Consider the following 17,665-nt stretch of genomic DNA (forward strand, 5'->3'; position numbering starts at 1 on the left):
AGGCCCTTGGCGCGGGCGGTGCGCAGGTACTCGGCGCGCAGCACGTCCACCAGGGAGGTGCGGGTCAGCCTCGCCAGGCCCGCGGAGGCCTCGATCGCCATGACCAGGGCGGGCAGGATGAAGGCCATCGGCCAGCCGGCGCGGATGCCGGCGGGGTCCACCCAGCCCAGCTGCACGCCGAAGACGGTCTGGGCGCCCAGCGCGATCACGAAGCCGGGGATGCCCAGGAACACCACGGTGAACACCAGGGCGAAGTGGTCCCCGGCCCGGCCGTGGCGCAGGCCGCCGTAGACGCCGATGGCCAGGCCGATGGCCATCTTCAGCGCCCAGGCGGTCATCGCCAGGGCGAAGGTGACCGGCAGGCGCTCGAGGATCAGCCCGAGCACGGGGCGGCCGAAGAAGTCGATGCCGAAGTTGCCCCGGAGCAGGCCGAGCATGTAGTTGCCGTACTGGACCAGGAACGGGTCATCGAGGTGGTAGGCCAGGCGGATCTGGGCGACGGTGGACTCGGGCAGCGGGCGGGCGCCGGTGAGCGCGGCGACCGGGTCCCCGGGCATCAAGAAGGTCAGGGCGTAGATGATGAACGTGGCGCCCAGGACCACGGGGACCATCTGCAGGACCCTGCGTAGTGTGTATCCAAGCATGCAACTGCTTCCTTTCGCGACCAGGTGGTCGTCCTACTCCAAAGCCTGCCAACTGGAATGGTTGGCAGGCCTCGGAATAAGGGTTGAGCTAGATCAGCAGGCGTAGCCGGCGCGGTAGTACTGCAGGTCGCCCTGCGAATCGTTCATCACGGCGCACTTGGAGTGCAGGCCCGGATCGGCCGGAATGAACAGCGGGATCGAAGGCATGTCCTTCATGATTTCGGCTTCGGCCGCGGCGTAAACTTCGCCGGCCTTCGTCGGATCCTGAACGGCACGGGCTTCCTTGATGAGCTTGTCTACGGCCGGGTTCGAGTAGCCGGAGGTTGCGTTGCCGTCGCCGCCGGTTTCGTACTGGCTCAGGAACTGGTCCGGGCTCTTGTAGGCCCAGCCCCAGCCGCCGAAGACGGCGCCTTCAAGCTTCTTGCCGTTGCGTCGCGCTTCCAGCTCGGTGCCCAGCATCGGCTTCATCTGGACCTTGATGCCCAGGTTGTCCTGGATCTGCTTGGAGATGACCTGGACCAGCTGCTGGTAGGTGGTGCCACCGAACTCGATGTACAGGGTGCCGTCGAAGCCGCCGGCCTTCTCCAGCAACTTCTTGGCGCCTTCCGGATCGAAGGTGCAGGAGTCGCAGGAACCCTCGCGGTAGGAAGCCAGCGACGGCGGAACCAGTGCATCCGATGCGGTGGCCTGGCCTTCAAGCAACGACTTGGCGATGGCCTCGCGGTCGATCGACATCGAGATGGCCTTGCGCAGGTCCGGGTTCTTCAGTTCCTCGACGTACTCCGGGAACTGCAGGGTCTGCTGCGCGCTGCCGATGGACATCGGGTAAACGGCGTCATCGCCCAGTTGGGACTTGCCCTTGGTGATCATGGAGGCAGGCACGGCGCGGATCATGTCCAGGTTGCCGGCAACCATGTCGGTGTAGGCGGCATCGATGGCGGTGTAGATCTTGCCGACGAGCTTGTCGGCTCCGCCCGAGAATCCTTGGGCGCCCTTGAAGCCGTCCCACTTGGTCATCACGATTTCAACGTTGTGGTCCCAGGAGGTGAACTGGTACGGGCCGTTGGAGATCGGGTTGGCTTCGTAGCCTTCCGGATCGCTGAAGGCCTGCTTGGGAAGCGGGCACAGTGCGTTGGTGCTCAGCAGCATCGGGAAGTCGGCGTTCGGAGCCTTCAAGGTGACTTCGATGTTCTTGTCGTCGATAACCTTCACGCCGGAGAGCTTGTCGGTGGTCGGCTTGGAACCGTCGGTCGGGTTCAGGTCCTTGTAGCCTTCGAAGACCGTGAAGTAGGCGTTGCCCTGCCAGGCGTTGGAGCCCGTGGCGGTCTTGTTCCAGGCGTCGACGAACGACGAGGCGACTACCGGGGAGCCATCCTGGAACGTCCAGTCGTCCTGCAACTGGATCTTCCAGGTCTTGGCGTCCTTGCTCGTGACGGACTTGGCGGCCAACGGCTCGTATTCCTGGGTCTCTACGTTGACTTCCATCAGGTTCGCGCACATGGCCATGGCCAACTGGCTACCAGCATCCTTGCTGGCCACCAGTGACTTCGGCTCACCCGTATTAAACGTCAGCGTCTTTTCGCCATTGGCGGCCGGCGCGGGGGCAGTGGAACTGCAACCGCTAGCCACCAACATGAAGGCAGCCGACGCTGCAGCAACAGCGATCAGGTTTTTCTTCAACATTTCATTCCTCTCGTCCAACGATTAATCCAGGCGGAGATTCCAGCCGAAGAGGTTCGTCAGTAAGGTTAGATCATTTTCGTGATCAGATTCACACTTATTCAACCCCATGAAATAAACCAGACACCCTTTTGCCTGTCAAGGATTTCGGCCAAAGATTTCGAACGTTCAAATCTTTGGCCCGGAAAACAGGATACCCCGAAAGCGGCATCGCTTGCGACATGCATCACATTCCATGTATATTGAACGTTCATATACGGATTTATCCATGGATACGAGCGAAATTGTGACAGCTGAATGAACGTTCATAGTGTTGAAAAAGCCCTGGCACTCGAGGACTACAGGCAACAATTCTCGGAATCAGCGGGATACTTGGACTTTGCGCGCATCGGACCACTTTCGGCCATTGTGGCCAAGCAAAAGATAGCCAATATAGAGCGCATGATGACGGCCGGCCCGTTAGTTCTTGAGCATTTAGACAACTTGGTGGATAAAGCGCGTGAGGCTACTTCGATGCTGCTCGACGCCAAAACCCACGAGGTCGCATTCGTTGGCTCCACCAGTCACGGAATGTTTGCTGCGGCCCAGGCATTGAGCCCGCAATCCGGCACGGTGCTAGTCCCCCGAAACGATTTCCCCGCGAACACCTACCCGTGGATCCGGGCCGCAGAACGGGGCGGCCTTGCCGTCCGCTGGATAGACGGCCCAGTCACCGCCGAATCCGTGCGCGAGGCCCTCGACTCCAGCGTCAAGGCAGTCGCGGTGTCGGCAGTCGACGCAGGGACCGGCTTCCTGGCTCCACTGGCCCGGATCAAGGAGATCATCGGCAACGACCGCATCCTGGCGGTAGACGCCGTTCAGGCCTTTGGCGCGGTGCCGTTCGATGTGGAAGCCGCAGACATCCTTTCCGCGGGCGGTCAGAAATGGCTTCGCGCGGGTTGGGGCGCCGCGGCACTGCTCGTCAGGGACCGGGTGGCAGACAAACTGCTTCCAGGCCTGGGCGGATGGTCCGGCGTCGTGGATCCGCTGGGCCCGGAAGCGCTTCCTCATCCCACTCTTCCCGGCGCGCTCGCCCACACGGTGACCAATCCCGACAGCATCGCAGTCGCGTCTTACGGTGCCGCCGTCGATCTGGTGAACGCGACAGGCCTCAACGAAATCAATGCAGCCATTCGCGGGAACCTGGATTTGTTGCTGGAGGCGGTGCTCGAGGCCGGCGGAGAAATCAGGAACCCATCGCCGCAGAGCGGCATCGCGACCTTCCGCATGCCCGGCGTCGACCCGGCGGAGCTGTTTGCCCGACTGGAAAACGCGGGCGTCCACTCCACCCGGCGTGGAGATTGGATCCGGCTGTCGCCCCACGCCACCACCTCGCAGGCGTCGGTGGAAATGCTCTCGGAGAGCCTGGCCTCCCTGGGCCTTGCGCGAAGCCGCTAGCTTCACCCGGCGTTTCGCCACTCCCCTTTGTTTCACCCAATGCTGCCAACTTCACGGCAATTAGAAAGGCTAGTTAGATGATCACTATCTGGGAACCACACGCGCCTCAGGCCAGCACCGATGGACCGACCGAATTTGTGGCCGGCGGACTCAAGCTATCGATCTACAACGGTGTTGCCACCCACAAGATCATCGAGGACGGCGTCATCGAGATCGAAGCAACCGGCAACGGCCCGGTGCGCATCGATTGGCGATTCCCCTGCACCGCGGCCACCGCTTACTGGAGCCCGGAAGGTTCCAGCTCGCGTTGGCTGCCGCCGGCCTGGATGAAGCCGCACACCAGCACCCTGGCCCGCGGAAGCGCCGTCGGTTCGCTGATCGGCACCGGCGACAAGAACATCTGCTCCTTTGCCGCCATGGAAACCGAAGCGCTGGTGAGCGCCGGCGTCATCGAGGAGCTCGGCGAGTTCCGTGTCTGGATCCAGGCAGAGGACAACCTGACGGTGCGCATCGACACCTCGGACAAGCACTACGCCCAGTCCCTGGCCTCCTTCGCCGCTTGGTGGGGCGAGGGCAAGAGCTACCACGTTCCCTCGGCCGCCCGTAAGCCCGCCTACTCCACCTGGTACTCCATGCACCAGGACCTCAGCCCCGAAAAGGTCGAGCACCAGGCCACGCTGGCCAAGGAGGTCGGCTGCGAGGTCATCATCGTCGACGACGGCTGGATGACCACCGACCGCACGCGCGGCTACGGCCACTGCGGCGAATGGAACCCGATCTCGCTTCTCGACACCGCGGCACACGTTGCGCGCGTGCACGACATCGGTCTCGAGTACATGCTCTGGTACGCCATCCCGTTCGTCGGCTGGGATTCCCCGGTGTGGGACAAGTTCAAGGACTACGGCCTGCGCAACCTTGAGCACATGCAGGCCATCGTGGTCGATCCGCGCTACCCGATGGTCCGCGATTACCTGGCCGAACGCCTGTCGCGCGCCGTCAGCGAATGGGGCATGGACGGCCTGAAGGTCGACTTCGTCGACTGGTTCGCCACCCCGGATGCCCCCGAAGCCGGTCCCGAGGCCGACTGCGCCGAGGTTTCCGAAGGTGTCCAGCTGCTGCTCAGCGAGGTCCACGCTCGCATCACCGCCGCGAACCCCGAGGCAATGGTCGAGCACCGCCAGCCGTACGTGAGCCACGGTCTGTGGCCGTACACCAGCATGATCCGCGCCACCGACTGCCCGCTGAGCCCGCACGAGAACCGCCAGCGCATCGCCGACCTGCGCATGACCCAGGGCCCGCTGGCCATCCACGCCGACATGCTCATGTGGCACACCGAGGAAACCCCGGAACAGGTCGCGGTCCACCTGATCAACGTGCTCTTCTCCGTGCCGCAGATTTCCGTGGCGCTGGAAACCCAGTCGCCGGAACAGCTCGCCACGATCAAGTTCTGGCTTGGCATCTTCAGCAAGTACGAGGACCTGCTGCAGCTGAGCATCATCGAACCGGCACGCCCGGAGCTCGGCTACCCGATGATCCGCGGCGCGCACGGCGACGCCGTCGCGGTTGCCCGCTACGCGCCGCTGCCCATCGCCGTCCCGGAAACCGGCTGGTCGACGTTCCTCGTTGCGAACGCCGATGCCGATTCCCAGGTGATCCTGACCGGCGGACCCGCAGCAGAGGTTCGTGCTACGGTTCAAGACTCACAGGGCCGCGAAGTTGCTTCTCAAATGGTAAGTTTCGAACAGAATGTCGCCACGGTCTCCGTACCGCTGGGCGGCCTGTTGACTCTTTCCATTGACGGCGCAGAAGGTGCATAACAATTAATACCAGTCGAGGACACTCCGGCAGCGGCGTCACCATTGAAGATGTGGCTCGCGTAGCCGGGGTGTCCCGACAAACCGTCTCCAACGCCCTGAACGCACCGCAACGTGTTCGGGCCGAGACCCTCAGCCGCGTGATCGCGGTGATCGAGTCCCTGGGATACATCCCCGACCAGTCGGCCCGCAGCCTGAAGACCGGGCTGCGCTACACGATCGGGTACATGGCCCCGGACGACGACCCCCTGAACCCGAACCCCGTCATGGGCGGCTTCCTCACCGCATTGTGCGACGCCGCGGCGGTCGCGGGCTACCGCATCCTGCTCTTCCGTCCCACGAACGACCAGAAGCGGGCCATCGACACGCTTGCCGCGGCCCGGCAGGTGGACGGCTTCATCATTTCGGACATCCTGCAAAACGACGTGCGCGTTGAGCGGCTCGCCGAGTTGGGCCTGCCCTTCATGACCTTCGGCCGCACGGAACCGGAGATGCCCCAGCATTGGGTGGATGTCGACAACACCAGCGGCATGCAGGAAGTGGCACGGGCACTGGCCGCCCAGGGCCATCGCAATGTCGCCTATGTCTATCCGAACACCCCCACCCCGTGGCTCCTGAAGCGGGCCGAAGGCTTCACCGACGCCGCACGCGCGCTGTCCATGTCGGTCACGGAAATCCACGAGCCGCCGTCCCACGGGAACCACAAGGACGAACTCATCGAGAGGTTGTGCGCCAAGCTGCAGGGCCCGAAGGCACCGACCGCGGTTGTCACCGGCAACGACGTGCTGTCGATGAGTGTCTACGACGCGGTTCGCTCTGTCGGGCTCCGGGTCGGAGCCGACGTGGCGGTGGTGGGCTTCAGCGACCTGCCGCTGTGCCAGTTCCTGACACCGCAGCTGGCATCGGTGAGGCTGCCGCTCACCGCCATCGCCGAGAAGATCGTCGAACAGCTGTTGCTGCAGATCCGCAAGCAGCCGGTGCCCACCGAGGGAACCTACATCCAGCCCGAATTCATTGTTCGCGACAGCTTCCACCTGACCCCGGAAGCGCACTCGAACACGGCAGCCCGCGGCTAGGCGCCTCCTTTAAGCGAGCACCACCGTATCGATGGATTGCCCCAGGATCGCCGCGGTTTCGGGATCCAGGACTTCACCGGTGATCAGCGCGTCGACGTCCGACAGCGGCGCAATCTGGCACAGTCCGGTGATCCCCCACTTGGTGTGGTCGGCGACCACGACCTGCCGGGCGGCCGCCCGCATGAACGCCTGGTTGGTTTGTGCCTCAAGCATGTTGGGCGTCGTGAACCCGTCCTCGACGGTCATGCCGTGCACGCCGAGGAAGAGCACATCGACGTGGAGCTGGCCCAGCGCCGACAGCGCCAGCGGCCCCACGAGCGCATCGGAGACGGTCCGGATTCCGCCAGTGAGGATGATGTTCTGGCTGGAATTGTCGGCAGCGTAGAAGGCCTCGGCAATGCGTGGGGAGTTTGTCACCACCGTCAGGTCGTTGATGCCCGTGCACTGCGCTGCCAACGCGAACGTGGTGGTGCCCGAATTCAGGGCAATGGACATACCCGGCTTCACCATTGCGGCTGCCGCGGCGGCTATGGACTGCTTTTCGGCCGCTTCCAGGGACAGCTTGTTGACGAAGCCCGGCTCCCTGCTGGTGGGCGCCGCATTGGTTGTTGCCCCGCCATGCACCTTGACCAGGGCACCGCCGGCTGCCAACAGGCTCAGGTCGCGTCGCACGGTCATTTCCGAAACGCCCAGCTCACGGGCCAGCGACGTCACCCGAACCTGCCCATGGCGGTTCAGTAGATCCAGAATTCGTTGGTGTCGCGCCGTTGCGAGCATCTCGGTCATGAGCGTCCAGTCATCAGTTTGTCGGGTGAACACCAACATCCTAGCGACAATCGAACACTGAAAGTACTTATATGTTCGATTCTGAAAGTCGCGGACGTTCATATTCGCCCCCGGCGCACCCCACATCGGCCGATTTCAGGGCGTCACCGAAGAGACCGGGTGCCGGACCTCCATTTCCGACGCAACATTTCCCCAGGTCTGGCACAACAGGGACGCGATCGAATATGATCGGTTTTGTTAACTTATGAAACATTTTCCCCCAGTCAACGACATGGCTGCCGCACCGGCCCTAGGAGTAATCGTGAGCAAGCAATCAAGCCCCAGCCAGACAGCATTCGGCGGCGGCTCCCTTGGTCGCGGCCCCGTTCGGGCCGCCATGGCCGATGGCCGGGAACTGCTCTACTTCTTCGACACCCCCGACCGGAGCTCGGACTTCGTCGCCCCGGCGGACGCCCGGGAACTGCCGTCGCGGCCTCCCGTGTCGGAGTTGCGCTACGACGCCCTCAGCGGCGAGTGGGTTTCCTTCGCGGCACACCGCCAAACGCGAACCCACCTGCCGGCCGCCAGCGAATGCCCGCTGTGCCCGACCAGCAGCGAGATGGCCAGCGAAATTCCCGCCACGTCCTACGACGTCGTGGTCTTCGAAAACCGGTTCCCGTCCTTCGGCCCCGAGCAGCACAGCTCAGACGTCGCCGCCGGGCTCGGTGCCTTCACCCCGTCGCACGGACGCTGCGAGGTAGTCGCCTTCGGCCCGGGGCACACCGATTCGCTTGCCTCGCTGGGCGTTGAGAGGGTCCGCACCGTAATCGACGCCTGGGCACACCGCGGCACGGAACTGGGTAACCTCGAGGGCGTCGAGCAGGTCTTCGTCTTCGAAAACCGCGGGGCAGAGATCGGCGTGACCTTGCACCACCCGCACGGGCAGATCTACGCCTACCCGTACACCACCCCGCGAACGGCCAACCAGCTGGCCCGGGCCGTGTCCCACCGCGAACGCACGGGACGCAACCTCATGGCCGACATCCTGGAGTTCGAGCTCGCCGACGGCAAGCGCATCGTTGAGCGCGGCACCCACTGGACGGCATTTGTCCCCTACGCCGCCCGCATGCCCATCGAGGTCCACCTGGTGCCGAACAGGCAGGTCGCCGAGCTCGGCGAGCTCACCGCGGAGGAACGCGACGAACTGGCGGAGATGTACCACCGGCTGCTGTGCAGCGTCGATGCGCTGTACTCGACGCCGACGCCCTACATCGCCGGCTGGTTCCAGGCGCCGCGCACACACCCGAACCGGGACGAGGCGTGGCTACACTTGCAGTTGACCTCACCCCGGAGGGCCGAAGACAAGATGAAGTACCTGGCCGGTTCGGAGGCAGCCATGGGCGCCTTCATCGGCGATGTCACCCCGGAAACGTCCGCCAAGTCCCTGCGGGACGCGGCATCGCGCGCCAACGGCGACGCATGAACACCCCAACGAAAGTCGACCCCATGAGCACCATTACCGAATCCTTCGCCGCGCTCTTCGGCCACGCCCCGGACGGGCACTTCGCCGCGCCAGGCAGGGTGAACCTCATCGGCGAGCACACCGACTACAACGACGGCTACGTGCTGCCGTTCGCCATCGACAGGGTCGCCCGGATTGCCGTCAAGATCCACCATTCCGCCGAGGCGCGGACCCTGCGCGTGGCATCCACCATGGGCGGGGACGTCATCGAGGCGGACCTGGGCAAGCTTGTGGCCGAGGAAGTCACGCCGTGGGCCCGCTACATCGCGGGCGTCTTCTGGGCCTTTGAGCAGAAGGGCTTCACCCTGCCCGGAGCCGACATCCTGCTCGACTCGACGGTTCCCATCGGCGCGGGGCTTTCCTCCTCGGCAGCCATCGAGTGCGCCGTGGCCCTGGCTTTGAACGACATGCTGCGGCTGGGCCTGAGCCGCGAGGAACTGGTGCTGCTGTGCCAAAATGCCGAGAACAACTTCGTCGGCGCACCCACCGGCACCCTCGACCAGTCCGCGTCGCTGCTGAGCACCGCCGACCATGCACTGTTCCTGGATTGCCGAACCCGCGAATCCCGACAGGTGAACCTGCCGTTGGAAGCCGAGAACCTGCAGATCCTGGTGATCGACACACGCGTGAGCCACGCCCATGATTCGGGCGGCTACAAGGAACTGGTCGAGGCATGCACCCGCGGGGCCAGGGAACTGAGCGTTCCGGCGTTGCGCGACGTCTCTCCCGAACGGCTGCCGGAAGCCAAGCAGCTCCTGCACCCGGACATCTACCGCCGCGTGCGCCACATCGTCACCGAGAACCAGCGGGTGCTCGACACGATCGAACAGCTGGACGCCAACGGCCCCGCAGCGATCGGCGACCTGCTCTTGGCGAGCCACGCGTCGATGCGGGACGACTTCGGGATCTCCTGCGAGGAATTGGACCTCGCCGTCGACGCCGCCATGGCGGCCGGGGCGTTGGGCGCCCGCATGACGGGCGGAGGATTCGGCGGTTCGGCCATCGCCCTGGTGGAGTCCGCGCGGGCGCAGGCCGTTTCCGAGCGGGTGCTGAAGGACTTCGCCGAGGCCGGCTACACCACCCCGGAAATTTTCGCGGTGGTGCCGGGCCCCGGCGCGCAGCGGCTGTAGGGTTCCTATCGCCGGAGCGAATCTTCCGTTCCCAATCGGGCTGCCCCGTGGAACGTCATGATTCTCCGGCCGCCCCATTTCCCGGAGCGGCCGGAGAATCATGCGCTATGTAGGCAGGTGCCCCGCGGGCGGCACGTGATCGGTTGCCCGTCTGCGGTCTTCTCGGCCGGTTGGTTCCAGACGCTTTCGAGGCGTTTGGATCCGTTCAGCAGGGCAGGGAACTCGGCAGGCGCACCGGGGTGGTGGCCACAGCGCCTGTCCCGTCAGTGCCGTGGTATGCCCTGCAGAGTTTCACGCCGCGCTTGTTGAGGTTCTTGTTGATCTGGCGGATGGAGTCCGGCGCGAATCCGTACCACTGCATGTGCATCAGGACGGTATCCCCGGGCTTGGCCGCCGATGCCCTGGCCACCGTGATGGACTTGGATTTCACGCTCCAGTCCATGGTGTCGCGCGACCAGGTCCAGATGGCCATGCCGACCTTGGCATACGCGCAGGTCACGCTGGCGTCGATGGCACCGTATGGGGGCCTGCCGAAGTTCGTGTGCACACCACTTCCGCCCAGTTGCCTCGCTGCTGCCGCACAGCTCAATTTGCGCAGGTCAGGGTGGCTGATGGAATGGTTGATCACCCATTGCCCCTTGGCCCGGGCCTTGGCTGCGATATCCACCCCGTAGCGCGACTTGAACGATGAGATACAGTCCCCGGTGGGTGCCAGCACCAATCCGATGTTGTTGGCCGATGCGTAGTTGACGGCGCTCGTGAATGCGCTCAAGGTACGGGGACAATCGTCAAAGGTCAGCACCACCCGCGAGGTCCTGTTGGGTCCAGTCGATCGGGGTGCCCGTGGCGCAACCGGGGTCTTGGTGTTTGCCGAGACATAGCTGTTGCTCACCCATCCCGTGCGACCCGAATAGTTGACTTTGTACCAACCGTTGGATGCTTTTCCGGAGACCGGAACCACTTTTCCCGAAGGAATCGTGAGCAGGACCTTGTGGCTCGTGGACGAGCCGCTGCGGAGATTGAGATTGGCCGTGGTGCGCACCTTGGCCGGCAATGTCACCGCAGATACCCCCAGCGGTGGCGCAAGCGATTGAGTCTCGGAAAGTACATTGGGCCGGGATGTCGGCTCGGACGCCGAAGTAGCCAGGGGAACCGACGCAGCGACAAGGGCGGCCGCCAAAATGCTCCCGAACATTCCGCGCGCAAATCCGTAATTCTTGGACTTCTTCAACATGATCCTGCACCCTTCGCGAGTCGTGCATTGTGAGGACTATGAGCCTTCAGTCTCTACCCCGCCCAGAGCCGAAACAATGGAGAATTCGATTCGTGTGCCAATCGTTGGGTTCGTCCTCTTGCGTTGCTTCTAGCTAACGATTTCGAGACGCAAACAGCCGCTCCCCCATGGGCTTCCAGGTGCGGCGTACCAGGAATTTACCGGACTCCCAGCCAATTCACCGGCTTCGCGTCTAGCGTTGAATCGCATGGGTTCAAGCCGCGAAGGGATGCTCCGGCGGCGGCGCAACCACTTCGGTTCGGGAGGGATTCCTGATGGATAACGTAGCCATTGTCCACTACCAACGCGATGCGCATTCCAAGGTGCTTGCCCTGGAGCTTGCGGAAAAATTGCGTGCCTACGAGTTGCGTGGAGAACTGCGCGACGTCGCCCATGCATCGGCACACGAACTGATCTATTTTGACGCCGTGGTGCTCGCCGGCCCCCTTCATTTTTCCCGCATGCACGGGCTGTCCCTGATCAAGGCCTCGTTTGGCTTCAAGCCCACGGCCCTGTTGCTGACCGGCGTCGGGGACGACGATCGAATCCTGCACATGTTGCCCAAGCACATGCGCGGAGAGGTTCCGGTGTTTGCGGTCGATGCAACCCAACCGACCCTCACAAGGCTCGATCCGCTGGTCACGTGGTTGCGCGGCGTGGTCGGCACGACGGGTTACCGGTGGACGGGCTGACCACGTTTGTCTGCATGAGCGCTTGGGTTGCCAGGTCCTGCGGAAGCTAGGTCAGGTCCCAGAGCATGCGGTAATAGGCGATGCGTTCCGCGTCGGGCTCGACACCGTATGCCTCGTAGACCAGGCGTTCGTATCCGGGGCCGTAGTTCCATTCGGTGCTCCAGGCAGCGACGGCAAGGTCCGCCCAGCGGTCGGCCACCCCGATGTCACCCAGGTCCACGTGCCCGGCAAATTTCCCGTCCATGTCCAGCAGGGTGTTTGGCGCGCAGGCGTCACCGTGGCAAACCACCAGTTTATCGATCGACGGCGGTGCGCCAAGCATGTCACGGGCCTGTCCCACGGTGAACCGCGAATAGCCGTTCCCCCAGTCCGCCGGGGATTCCCCCGAGGCGATGCGGGCCTCGAACCCCGACAGGCGGTCCTCCACCGACCAGGAAAACGGGCAGCTCTGAATCGGAAGGGCATCGTGCATGGCCCGCAGGCCGATACCCACGGCGCGCGCCGCCTGTTCGGGGCGAGCGATCCACACCGGCTCCACCGCCGAGGCACCGACCATCGCGCGGGTCGCCAGCCAGCTGCCCTCCTCATCGGCGCCCTGTTCCAGCACCTGGGGCACCGGGCTGAACCGCCCGGCCCACTCCATCCGTTCGGCTTCCCTGGCGAAGTCGCTCTCCGGCGTTCCCGCGGCCGCGTACTTGACGTAGCGTTCCCGCCGGGTGCCTTCACCGATCCTGAAGGTCACGCCGCCAACCCCGTTGACCCAGACCGGCCGAACCGAGTCTCCCCGGGCAAGTCCCAGCACGCTGTCGGGAACAACCACGTCGTATTCGGGGATAAATGCCAGGGGTTTCACGCTCATGTTTAAATGATCCCCTAGTCAGCGGTGCGTCGCAGCCGACGGCAGCGCCGCGGCGGCGAATATCTCCATTTGCCCGAGTTTGCTGTAACAATGAGGTGACGTATCCGTTTAGGGCTGAGAGGCTTTTCCATGCATGATCAAACGTCCCTCACCGTCGGCCGCGCCAGGCGCGTCCTCGAGGAACGAATCCGTCCGGCCATCCATTCAAGCCACCGGCCGGCGACCGTGTCATTCCATGAATTGCCCTCCGAACCCATCCCCGCGCACGAGGGCCTGGCCCTGGACTACGAGCCATTCCGGGTGGGCAGCGCCTGGGGCGCAGCGTGGGGAACGACCTGGTTCCAGGTTCGTGCCACGGTGCCCGCCGGTTGGAGCGGCAAGCGCGTCGAGCTCCTGGTGGATCTCGGTTTCGATGTCTCCAAGACGGGCTTCCAATGCGAGGGCCTCGTGTACAGGCCCGACGGATCGACCATCAAGTCCCTGAACCCGCGCAACCAATGGGTGCCGGTCGCCGAGTCTGCTGCCGGCGGCGAAGAGGTGCTGCTGTTCATTGAAGCCGCCTCCAACCCGGTGTTGCTCGAGAACCACCCGTTCCTCCCGACCCGGGAAGGCGACATCCTCACGTCGTCGAGGGAACCGCTGTACAGGACGCGGCGTTTCGACCTTGCCGTCCTGGAGCGCGATGTCTACGAGCTCGCCCTGGACCTCGACGTGCTCCTGGAGCTGCAGGCGGAACTGCCCGAGGGCACCCGCCGCGCGCAAATCCACCAAGCCATGGACGACTCCCTGGACGAGTTGGACCTGCAGGACATCGCGGGAACCGCCGCCGCGGCGCGAGCAAGGCTCGTGCCGGCCCTCAGCGCCCCGGCATCGGCCAGCGCCCACGCGCTGTCGGCGATCGGCCACGCCCACATCGACTCGGCATGGCTGTGGCCGGTGCGCGAAACCATGCGCAAGGTGGCCCGCACCTGCTCCTCGATGCTCGAGCTCATCGACGAGGACCCCGACTTCATCTACGGCATGTCCAGCGCCCAGCAGTACAAGTGGCTGAAGGTGCAGTACCCGGAGATCTTCGCGAGGATCAAGACGGCGGTCGCCAACGGCCGCTTCCTGCCGCTCGGCGGCATGTGGGTCGAGTCGGACACCGTCATGCCCTCCGGCGAATCCCTGGTCCGGCAGTTCCTATACGGGCAGGGCTTCTTCCGGAAGGAATTCGGGGTCAGCTGCGAGGGCGTCTGGCTTCCGGACAGCTTCGGCTACTCCCCCGCGTTGCCGCAGCTCACCCGCCGTGCGGGATTCGAGTGGTTCTTCACCCAGAAGATCTCCTGGAACCAGGTCAACAGGTTCCCGCACCACAGCTTTTCCTGGGAGGGAATCGACGGTTCGCGGGTCTTCACGCATTTCCCGCCCATGGACACCTACAACGGCCAGCTCTCGGGTGCCGAGGTCGCCTTGGCCGAACGCCAGTTCCGCGACGCCCGCGCGGCCTCGGGCTCGATTGCCCCCGTGGGCTGGGGCGACGGCGGCGGCGGAACCACCCGCGAGATGACCGGCAAGGCCGCCCGCATGGCCGACCTCGAGGGCAACCCCACGGTTCGCTGGGAACACCCCAACGACTTCTTCGGGCGTGCCCGGGAAGAGTACGCGCAGCCGCCGGTCTGGGTCGGCGAGCTGTACCTGGAATTGCACCGTGCGACGCTCACGTCGCAGCACAAGATGAAGGCCGGCAACCGCCGCAGCGAACACCTCCTGGTGGAAGCGGAATTGTGGTGCACTACGGCGGCGCAGTACGGGGACTTCGCGTACCCCTACGACGAACTGGACGCGCTGTGGGAGTCCGTGCTGCTGCACCAATTCCACGACATCCTGCCCGGCACCTCCATCGCGTGGGTCCACCGCGAGGCGGTCACCGAGTACGAGCGCATCATCGCCGCGACGCAGCTGATCATCGAGCGGGCCCTAGGCTCGCTTGCCGGACCTGGCGACAAATTAATTTCGGTGAACCCGACCACGGTTGCGGGAATCGTTCCCGCCGGCGGTGGCCGCGAGGCGCAGCCAAACCGGCTGCCCGCCGTGCAGGTCATCTCGGACGACTCCGGCATCAGGCTGCTCAACGACCTCGTTGACATCCGATTCTCCCCGGAGGGGCTCATCACCTCGGCGGTCGACCTGGCCACCGGACGCGAGGCGATCGCGCCTGGCCAGGTCGCGAACCTGCTGCAGCTTCACCAGGACTTCCCCAACCAGTGGGACGCCTGGGACGTGGACAGGTTCTACCGGAACCGGGTCACCGACCTGCGCGGGGTCACCTCGATGGACGCCACGGAGAACCCCGACGGAAGCGCCACGCTGGAAATCGTTCGCCCGATCTCCGCGGATTCGACGGTGCGCCAGTCGATCGTGCTGGAGCCGGGCTCGCGCACCCTGTCCTTCCACCAGGTCACCGATTGGCATGAAACCGAGAAGTTCCTCAAGGTGGCATTCGCGCTGGACATCCGGGCCGAGCACACGATCGCCGAGACCCAGTTCGGGCACTTCAAGCGGGTCACCCATGCCAACACCAGCTGGGAGGCGGCGAAGTTCGAGACCTCTATGCACCGCTTCATCCAGGTCGAGGAGCCGGGCTTCGGCGTCGGCCTGGTCAACGACTCGAGCTACGGATACGACGTGACCCGCCAGGTCGACGAACAGGCCAACGTGACAACCACCGCCCGTCTCTCACTGCTTCGCGCCCCGCGCTTCCCGGATCCGGAAGCCGACCAGGGCATCCACGAACACCGCTACGGCATGGTGGTCGGGGCGGACATCCGGCAGACAACGGCCGCAGGCATTTCCCTGAACGCACCAGGCCGCCTGGTTCCGGGTGGCAACGGATTCGATCCCCTCGTCTCCATCGACGGGGAAGGGTTGCTGCTTTCCTCGGTGAAGCTCGCGGCAGACCGCTCCGGGGACGTGATCGTTCGGCTCTACGAATCCCTGGGCCGCCGTTCCTCCGGCTCATTGAGCATCAACGCGCGGATCAACGGGTGGACAACCGCGAGCCTGATCGAGGACCTGCTCGAGGATGCCCCCGGCGGGAGCGACACAACCGTCCCCCTTGAATTGAAGCCCTTCGAAGTGCGGACACTTCGATTCAAGATGAGCACTGGAGCATGATGACGACCTTGTCCATCGACGCCGGCCAAAGCGGAATGCGCGTACGCCTGCGCGGGGCAGACGGTTCCTCGCGTGAGCTTTCCCGTCCGGGAGTGCGCACCGACAGCGATGTCATCACCCAGCTGGCGGCCGCGATCGACAGCATCGCCGCCGAGCCGGGGTTGGTCCTCGACGCCGCCAACGTGGGCACCTCCGGCGTCGATTTCCGCCCGGAGCTTGCCGGGCGACTCAAGAGCCTTGTTCCGGCGCTGGCTTCGGCAGCTGTGCGGGTTGCCCACGATTCGATCTCCGGATACCTGGGCTCGGCCGGCACTGAACTAGGCGTGACCACAGCAGTCGGCACCGGCGTGGTTACCCTGGGCGTGGGCACCGGTGGCGTGCACAGGGTCGATGGCTGGGGGTATTTGCTGGGTGACTGCGGCAGCGGGTTCTGGATAGGGCGTGCGGGCCTGGAGGCGGCGATGCGGGCCTACGACGGCCGCGGGGAATCCACCGTCCTGCTCGACGACCTGATTGCCTTGTTCGGAGAGCCTGCCGGAGCGTACCTCCGCATCCAGTCGGATCCCGACAGGGTTAGCTCCGTTGCATCCTTCGCTCGGGTGGTTCTGGATGCGGCCGAGGCCGGGGACGCGGTTGCAGCGGACGTGGCAATGCATGCGGCAAACGAGCTCTACGCCTCAATGGATGCGGCCCTTCGCCAGGCCGGGTTCACTTTTGCCGATGCCCCGGTCGTCTGTTGGACCGGCGGTGTGGTGCGCAGCCAGGTCCTGGCGCAGGCACTCGGCAGGCGTTTTGCCGCGCAGTGGCCGGACGCCCGCCTGCTTCCCGCCCTGGGCGACCCGTTGGACGGCGCCGAGCTGCTTGGCGAGCTGTCCCCCGGCCACCCCCTGTTCGCGAGCATTTCCCACGCATAGGCAGCCGGCCCGGCGGATCGTTTTCCTTGACCGGGAACGGCCCGGGGCAATAGCGTCGAGCTCAACGGCACCTTTGTTGTGCAACCACCTCTCCAAGAAGGAACCTCGGCATGCTCACGTTGGGAATGATCACCTTTGATACAAGCGATGCACTCGAGCTCTCCAAATGGTGGGCCGGTCAGCTGGACGGGGAAGTAGTCGAGGAAAACGACGGATACTTCTGCATCGTCAAGACCCCCATGCTGCCCGTTCCCCTGGCCTTCCAGCTTGTCGAAGAGCCAACCGCGGGCAAAAACCGCATCCACCTGGATCTGGCCGCAACATCAAGCGCAGGCGGTCGCGAACCCGTTGTTGCGAAGCTCGTTGCCGGCGGGGCGTCCCTGGTCGACCAGCAGAGGATGGAAGGATTCGCCTGGGACGTGCTTCGGGATCCGCACGGGAACATCTTCTGCGTTTCAGATCCCCACTAAGTCAGGATCCCGCCAGGCCCGAAGCGAAACACGCTTAAACAAATGAGGCTCCGCATCGCAGAGCCTCATTTGATTCGTGGAGGTAAGGGGATTCGAACCCCTGACCTTCTGCATGCCATGCAGACGCGCTACCAACTGCGCCATACCCCCGAATCGGGTTGGTATTTGGCTTTCCCGGAGGACTGCCGAACCGAGATAATAATCTACAGCACAACCACCCCGAAACACCAATC

15 protein-coding genes and 1 tRNA gene are annotated in these 17,665 nt (G+C 64.4%); 10 read left to right on the forward strand and 6 right to left on the reverse strand.

From position 1 onward, the window contains the following. Nucleotides 1–644 (reverse strand): ABC transporter permease (locus ACFY5D_RS08175; protein ID WP_387527652.1); only part of this gene is annotated, 644 nt, incomplete at its 3' end. A gap of 93 nt (nt 645–737) precedes the next feature. Further along, complete coding sequence (locus tag ACFY5D_RS08180; protein ID WP_387527655.1) at nt 738–2,150, reverse strand: ABC transporter substrate-binding protein; 1,413 nt, start codon at nt 2,148–2,150, stop codon at nt 738–740. On the opposite strand from ACFY5D_RS08180, the gene ACFY5D_RS08185 reads away from it, so the two are divergent. From ACFY5D_RS08185 to ACFY5D_RS08200, 4 genes are all read left to right on the forward strand, one after another. Then, nucleotides 2,143–2,352 carry a hypothetical protein gene (locus ACFY5D_RS08185; RefSeq protein WP_387527657.1) on the forward strand — a complete coding sequence of 70 codons (210 nt, stop codon included), beginning with the start codon at nt 2,143–2,145 and terminating at the stop codon, nt 2,350–2,352. The two genes, ACFY5D_RS08180 and ACFY5D_RS08185, sit on opposite strands and share 8 nt — an antisense overlap. 416 nt (nt 2,353–2,768) lie before the next feature. Further along, nucleotides 2,769–3,761: an aminotransferase class V-fold PLP-dependent enzyme gene (locus ACFY5D_RS08190; RefSeq protein ID WP_387529737.1), complete on the forward strand. Its 993-nt coding sequence runs from the start codon at nt 2,769–2,771 to the stop codon at nt 3,759–3,761. Nucleotides 3,762–3,838: 77 nt separating this feature from the next. Further along, complete coding sequence (locus tag ACFY5D_RS08195; protein ID WP_387527660.1) at nt 3,839–5,578, forward strand: glycoside hydrolase family 36 protein; 1,740 nt, start codon at nt 3,839–3,841, stop codon at nt 5,576–5,578. A gap of 50 nt (nt 5,579–5,628) precedes the next feature. After that, entirely contained in the window at nt 5,629–6,651 is a 1,023-nt protein-coding gene (locus ACFY5D_RS08200) for a LacI family DNA-binding transcriptional regulator (RefSeq protein WP_387527662.1), read from the forward strand. A 9-nt stretch (nt 6,652–6,660) separates the two neighbouring features. Here the strand turns inward: ACFY5D_RS08200 and ACFY5D_RS08205 are convergent, their stop codons facing one another. Continuing rightward, nucleotides 6,661–7,437, reverse strand: a complete 777-nt coding sequence (locus ACFY5D_RS08205) for a DeoR/GlpR family DNA-binding transcription regulator (protein ID WP_387527665.1) — start codon at nt 7,435–7,437, stop codon at nt 6,661–6,663. Nucleotides 7,438–7,813: 376 nt separating this feature from the next. Between ACFY5D_RS08205 and galT the strand changes: the two genes are divergently transcribed. Both galT and galK read left to right on the forward strand, forming a co-directional pair. Then, nucleotides 7,814–8,899: a galactose-1-phosphate uridylyltransferase gene (gene galT, locus ACFY5D_RS08210; protein WP_387529740.1), complete on the forward strand. Its 1,086-nt coding sequence runs from the start codon at nt 7,814–7,816 to the stop codon at nt 8,897–8,899. Nucleotides 8,900–8,922: 23 nt separating this feature from the next. Further along, nucleotides 8,923–10,068 carry a galactokinase gene (gene galK, locus ACFY5D_RS08215; RefSeq protein WP_387527668.1) on the forward strand — a complete coding sequence of 382 codons (1,146 nt, stop codon included), beginning with the start codon at nt 8,923–8,925 and terminating at the stop codon, nt 10,066–10,068. A 205-nt stretch (nt 10,069–10,273) separates the two neighbouring features. On the opposite strand, the gene ACFY5D_RS08220 is transcribed toward galK, so the two are convergent. After that, on the reverse strand, nt 10,274–11,302 hold the full coding sequence (locus ACFY5D_RS08220) for an SH3 domain-containing protein (protein ID WP_387527671.1): 1,029 nt from the start codon (nt 11,300–11,302) through the stop codon (nt 10,274–10,276). Nucleotides 11,303–11,616: 314 nt separating this feature from the next. Between ACFY5D_RS08220 and ACFY5D_RS08225 the strand changes: the two genes are divergently transcribed. Continuing rightward, nucleotides 11,617–12,033 carry a hypothetical protein gene (locus ACFY5D_RS08225; RefSeq protein WP_387527674.1) on the forward strand — a complete coding sequence of 139 codons (417 nt, stop codon included), beginning with the start codon at nt 11,617–11,619 and terminating at the stop codon, nt 12,031–12,033. Between the two features lie 46 nt (nt 12,034–12,079). On the opposite strand, the gene ACFY5D_RS08230 is transcribed toward ACFY5D_RS08225, so the two are convergent. Beyond that, nucleotides 12,080–12,892, reverse strand: coding sequence for a phosphotransferase (locus ACFY5D_RS08230; protein ID WP_387527677.1), 813 nt, complete (start codon nt 12,890–12,892; stop codon nt 12,080–12,082). A gap of 129 nt (nt 12,893–13,021) precedes the next feature. Here ACFY5D_RS08230 and ACFY5D_RS08235 point away from each other — a divergent pair, with 129 nt between their 5' ends. The 3 genes from ACFY5D_RS08235 to ACFY5D_RS08245 all read left to right on the forward strand — a co-directional run bounded on the left by ACFY5D_RS08235 (nt 13,022) and on the right by ACFY5D_RS08245 (nt 17,432). Beyond that, the gene (locus tag ACFY5D_RS08235) at nt 13,022–16,048 is read left to right on the forward strand and encodes an alpha-mannosidase (RefSeq protein WP_387527680.1); all 3,027 of its coding nucleotides are present in this window, start codon (nt 13,022–13,024) and stop codon (nt 16,046–16,048) included. Continuing rightward, a complete protein-coding gene (locus tag ACFY5D_RS08240) occupies nt 16,045–16,962 on the forward strand; it encodes an N-acetylglucosamine kinase (protein WP_387527683.1) in 918 nt (305 codons plus the stop codon). The genes ACFY5D_RS08235 and ACFY5D_RS08240 overlap by 4 nt, the downstream gene beginning before the upstream one ends. 110 nt (nt 16,963–17,072) lie before the next feature. After that, nucleotides 17,073–17,432 (forward strand): VOC family protein, encoded by a 360-nt coding sequence (locus ACFY5D_RS08245; RefSeq protein WP_387527686.1) that lies wholly within the window; start codon nt 17,073–17,075, stop codon nt 17,430–17,432. Between the two features lie 77 nt (nt 17,433–17,509). Here the strand turns inward: ACFY5D_RS08245 and ACFY5D_RS08250 are convergent. After that, a tRNA-Ala gene (locus ACFY5D_RS08250) sits at nt 17,510–17,582 on the reverse strand. Nucleotides 17,583–17,665: the final 83 nt, after the last annotated feature.

The sequence above is a fragment of the Paeniglutamicibacter sp. NPDC012692 genome (genome assembly GCF_042901625.1).
Taxonomy (GTDB): domain Bacteria; phylum Actinomycetota; class Actinomycetes; order Actinomycetales; family Micrococcaceae; genus Paeniglutamicibacter.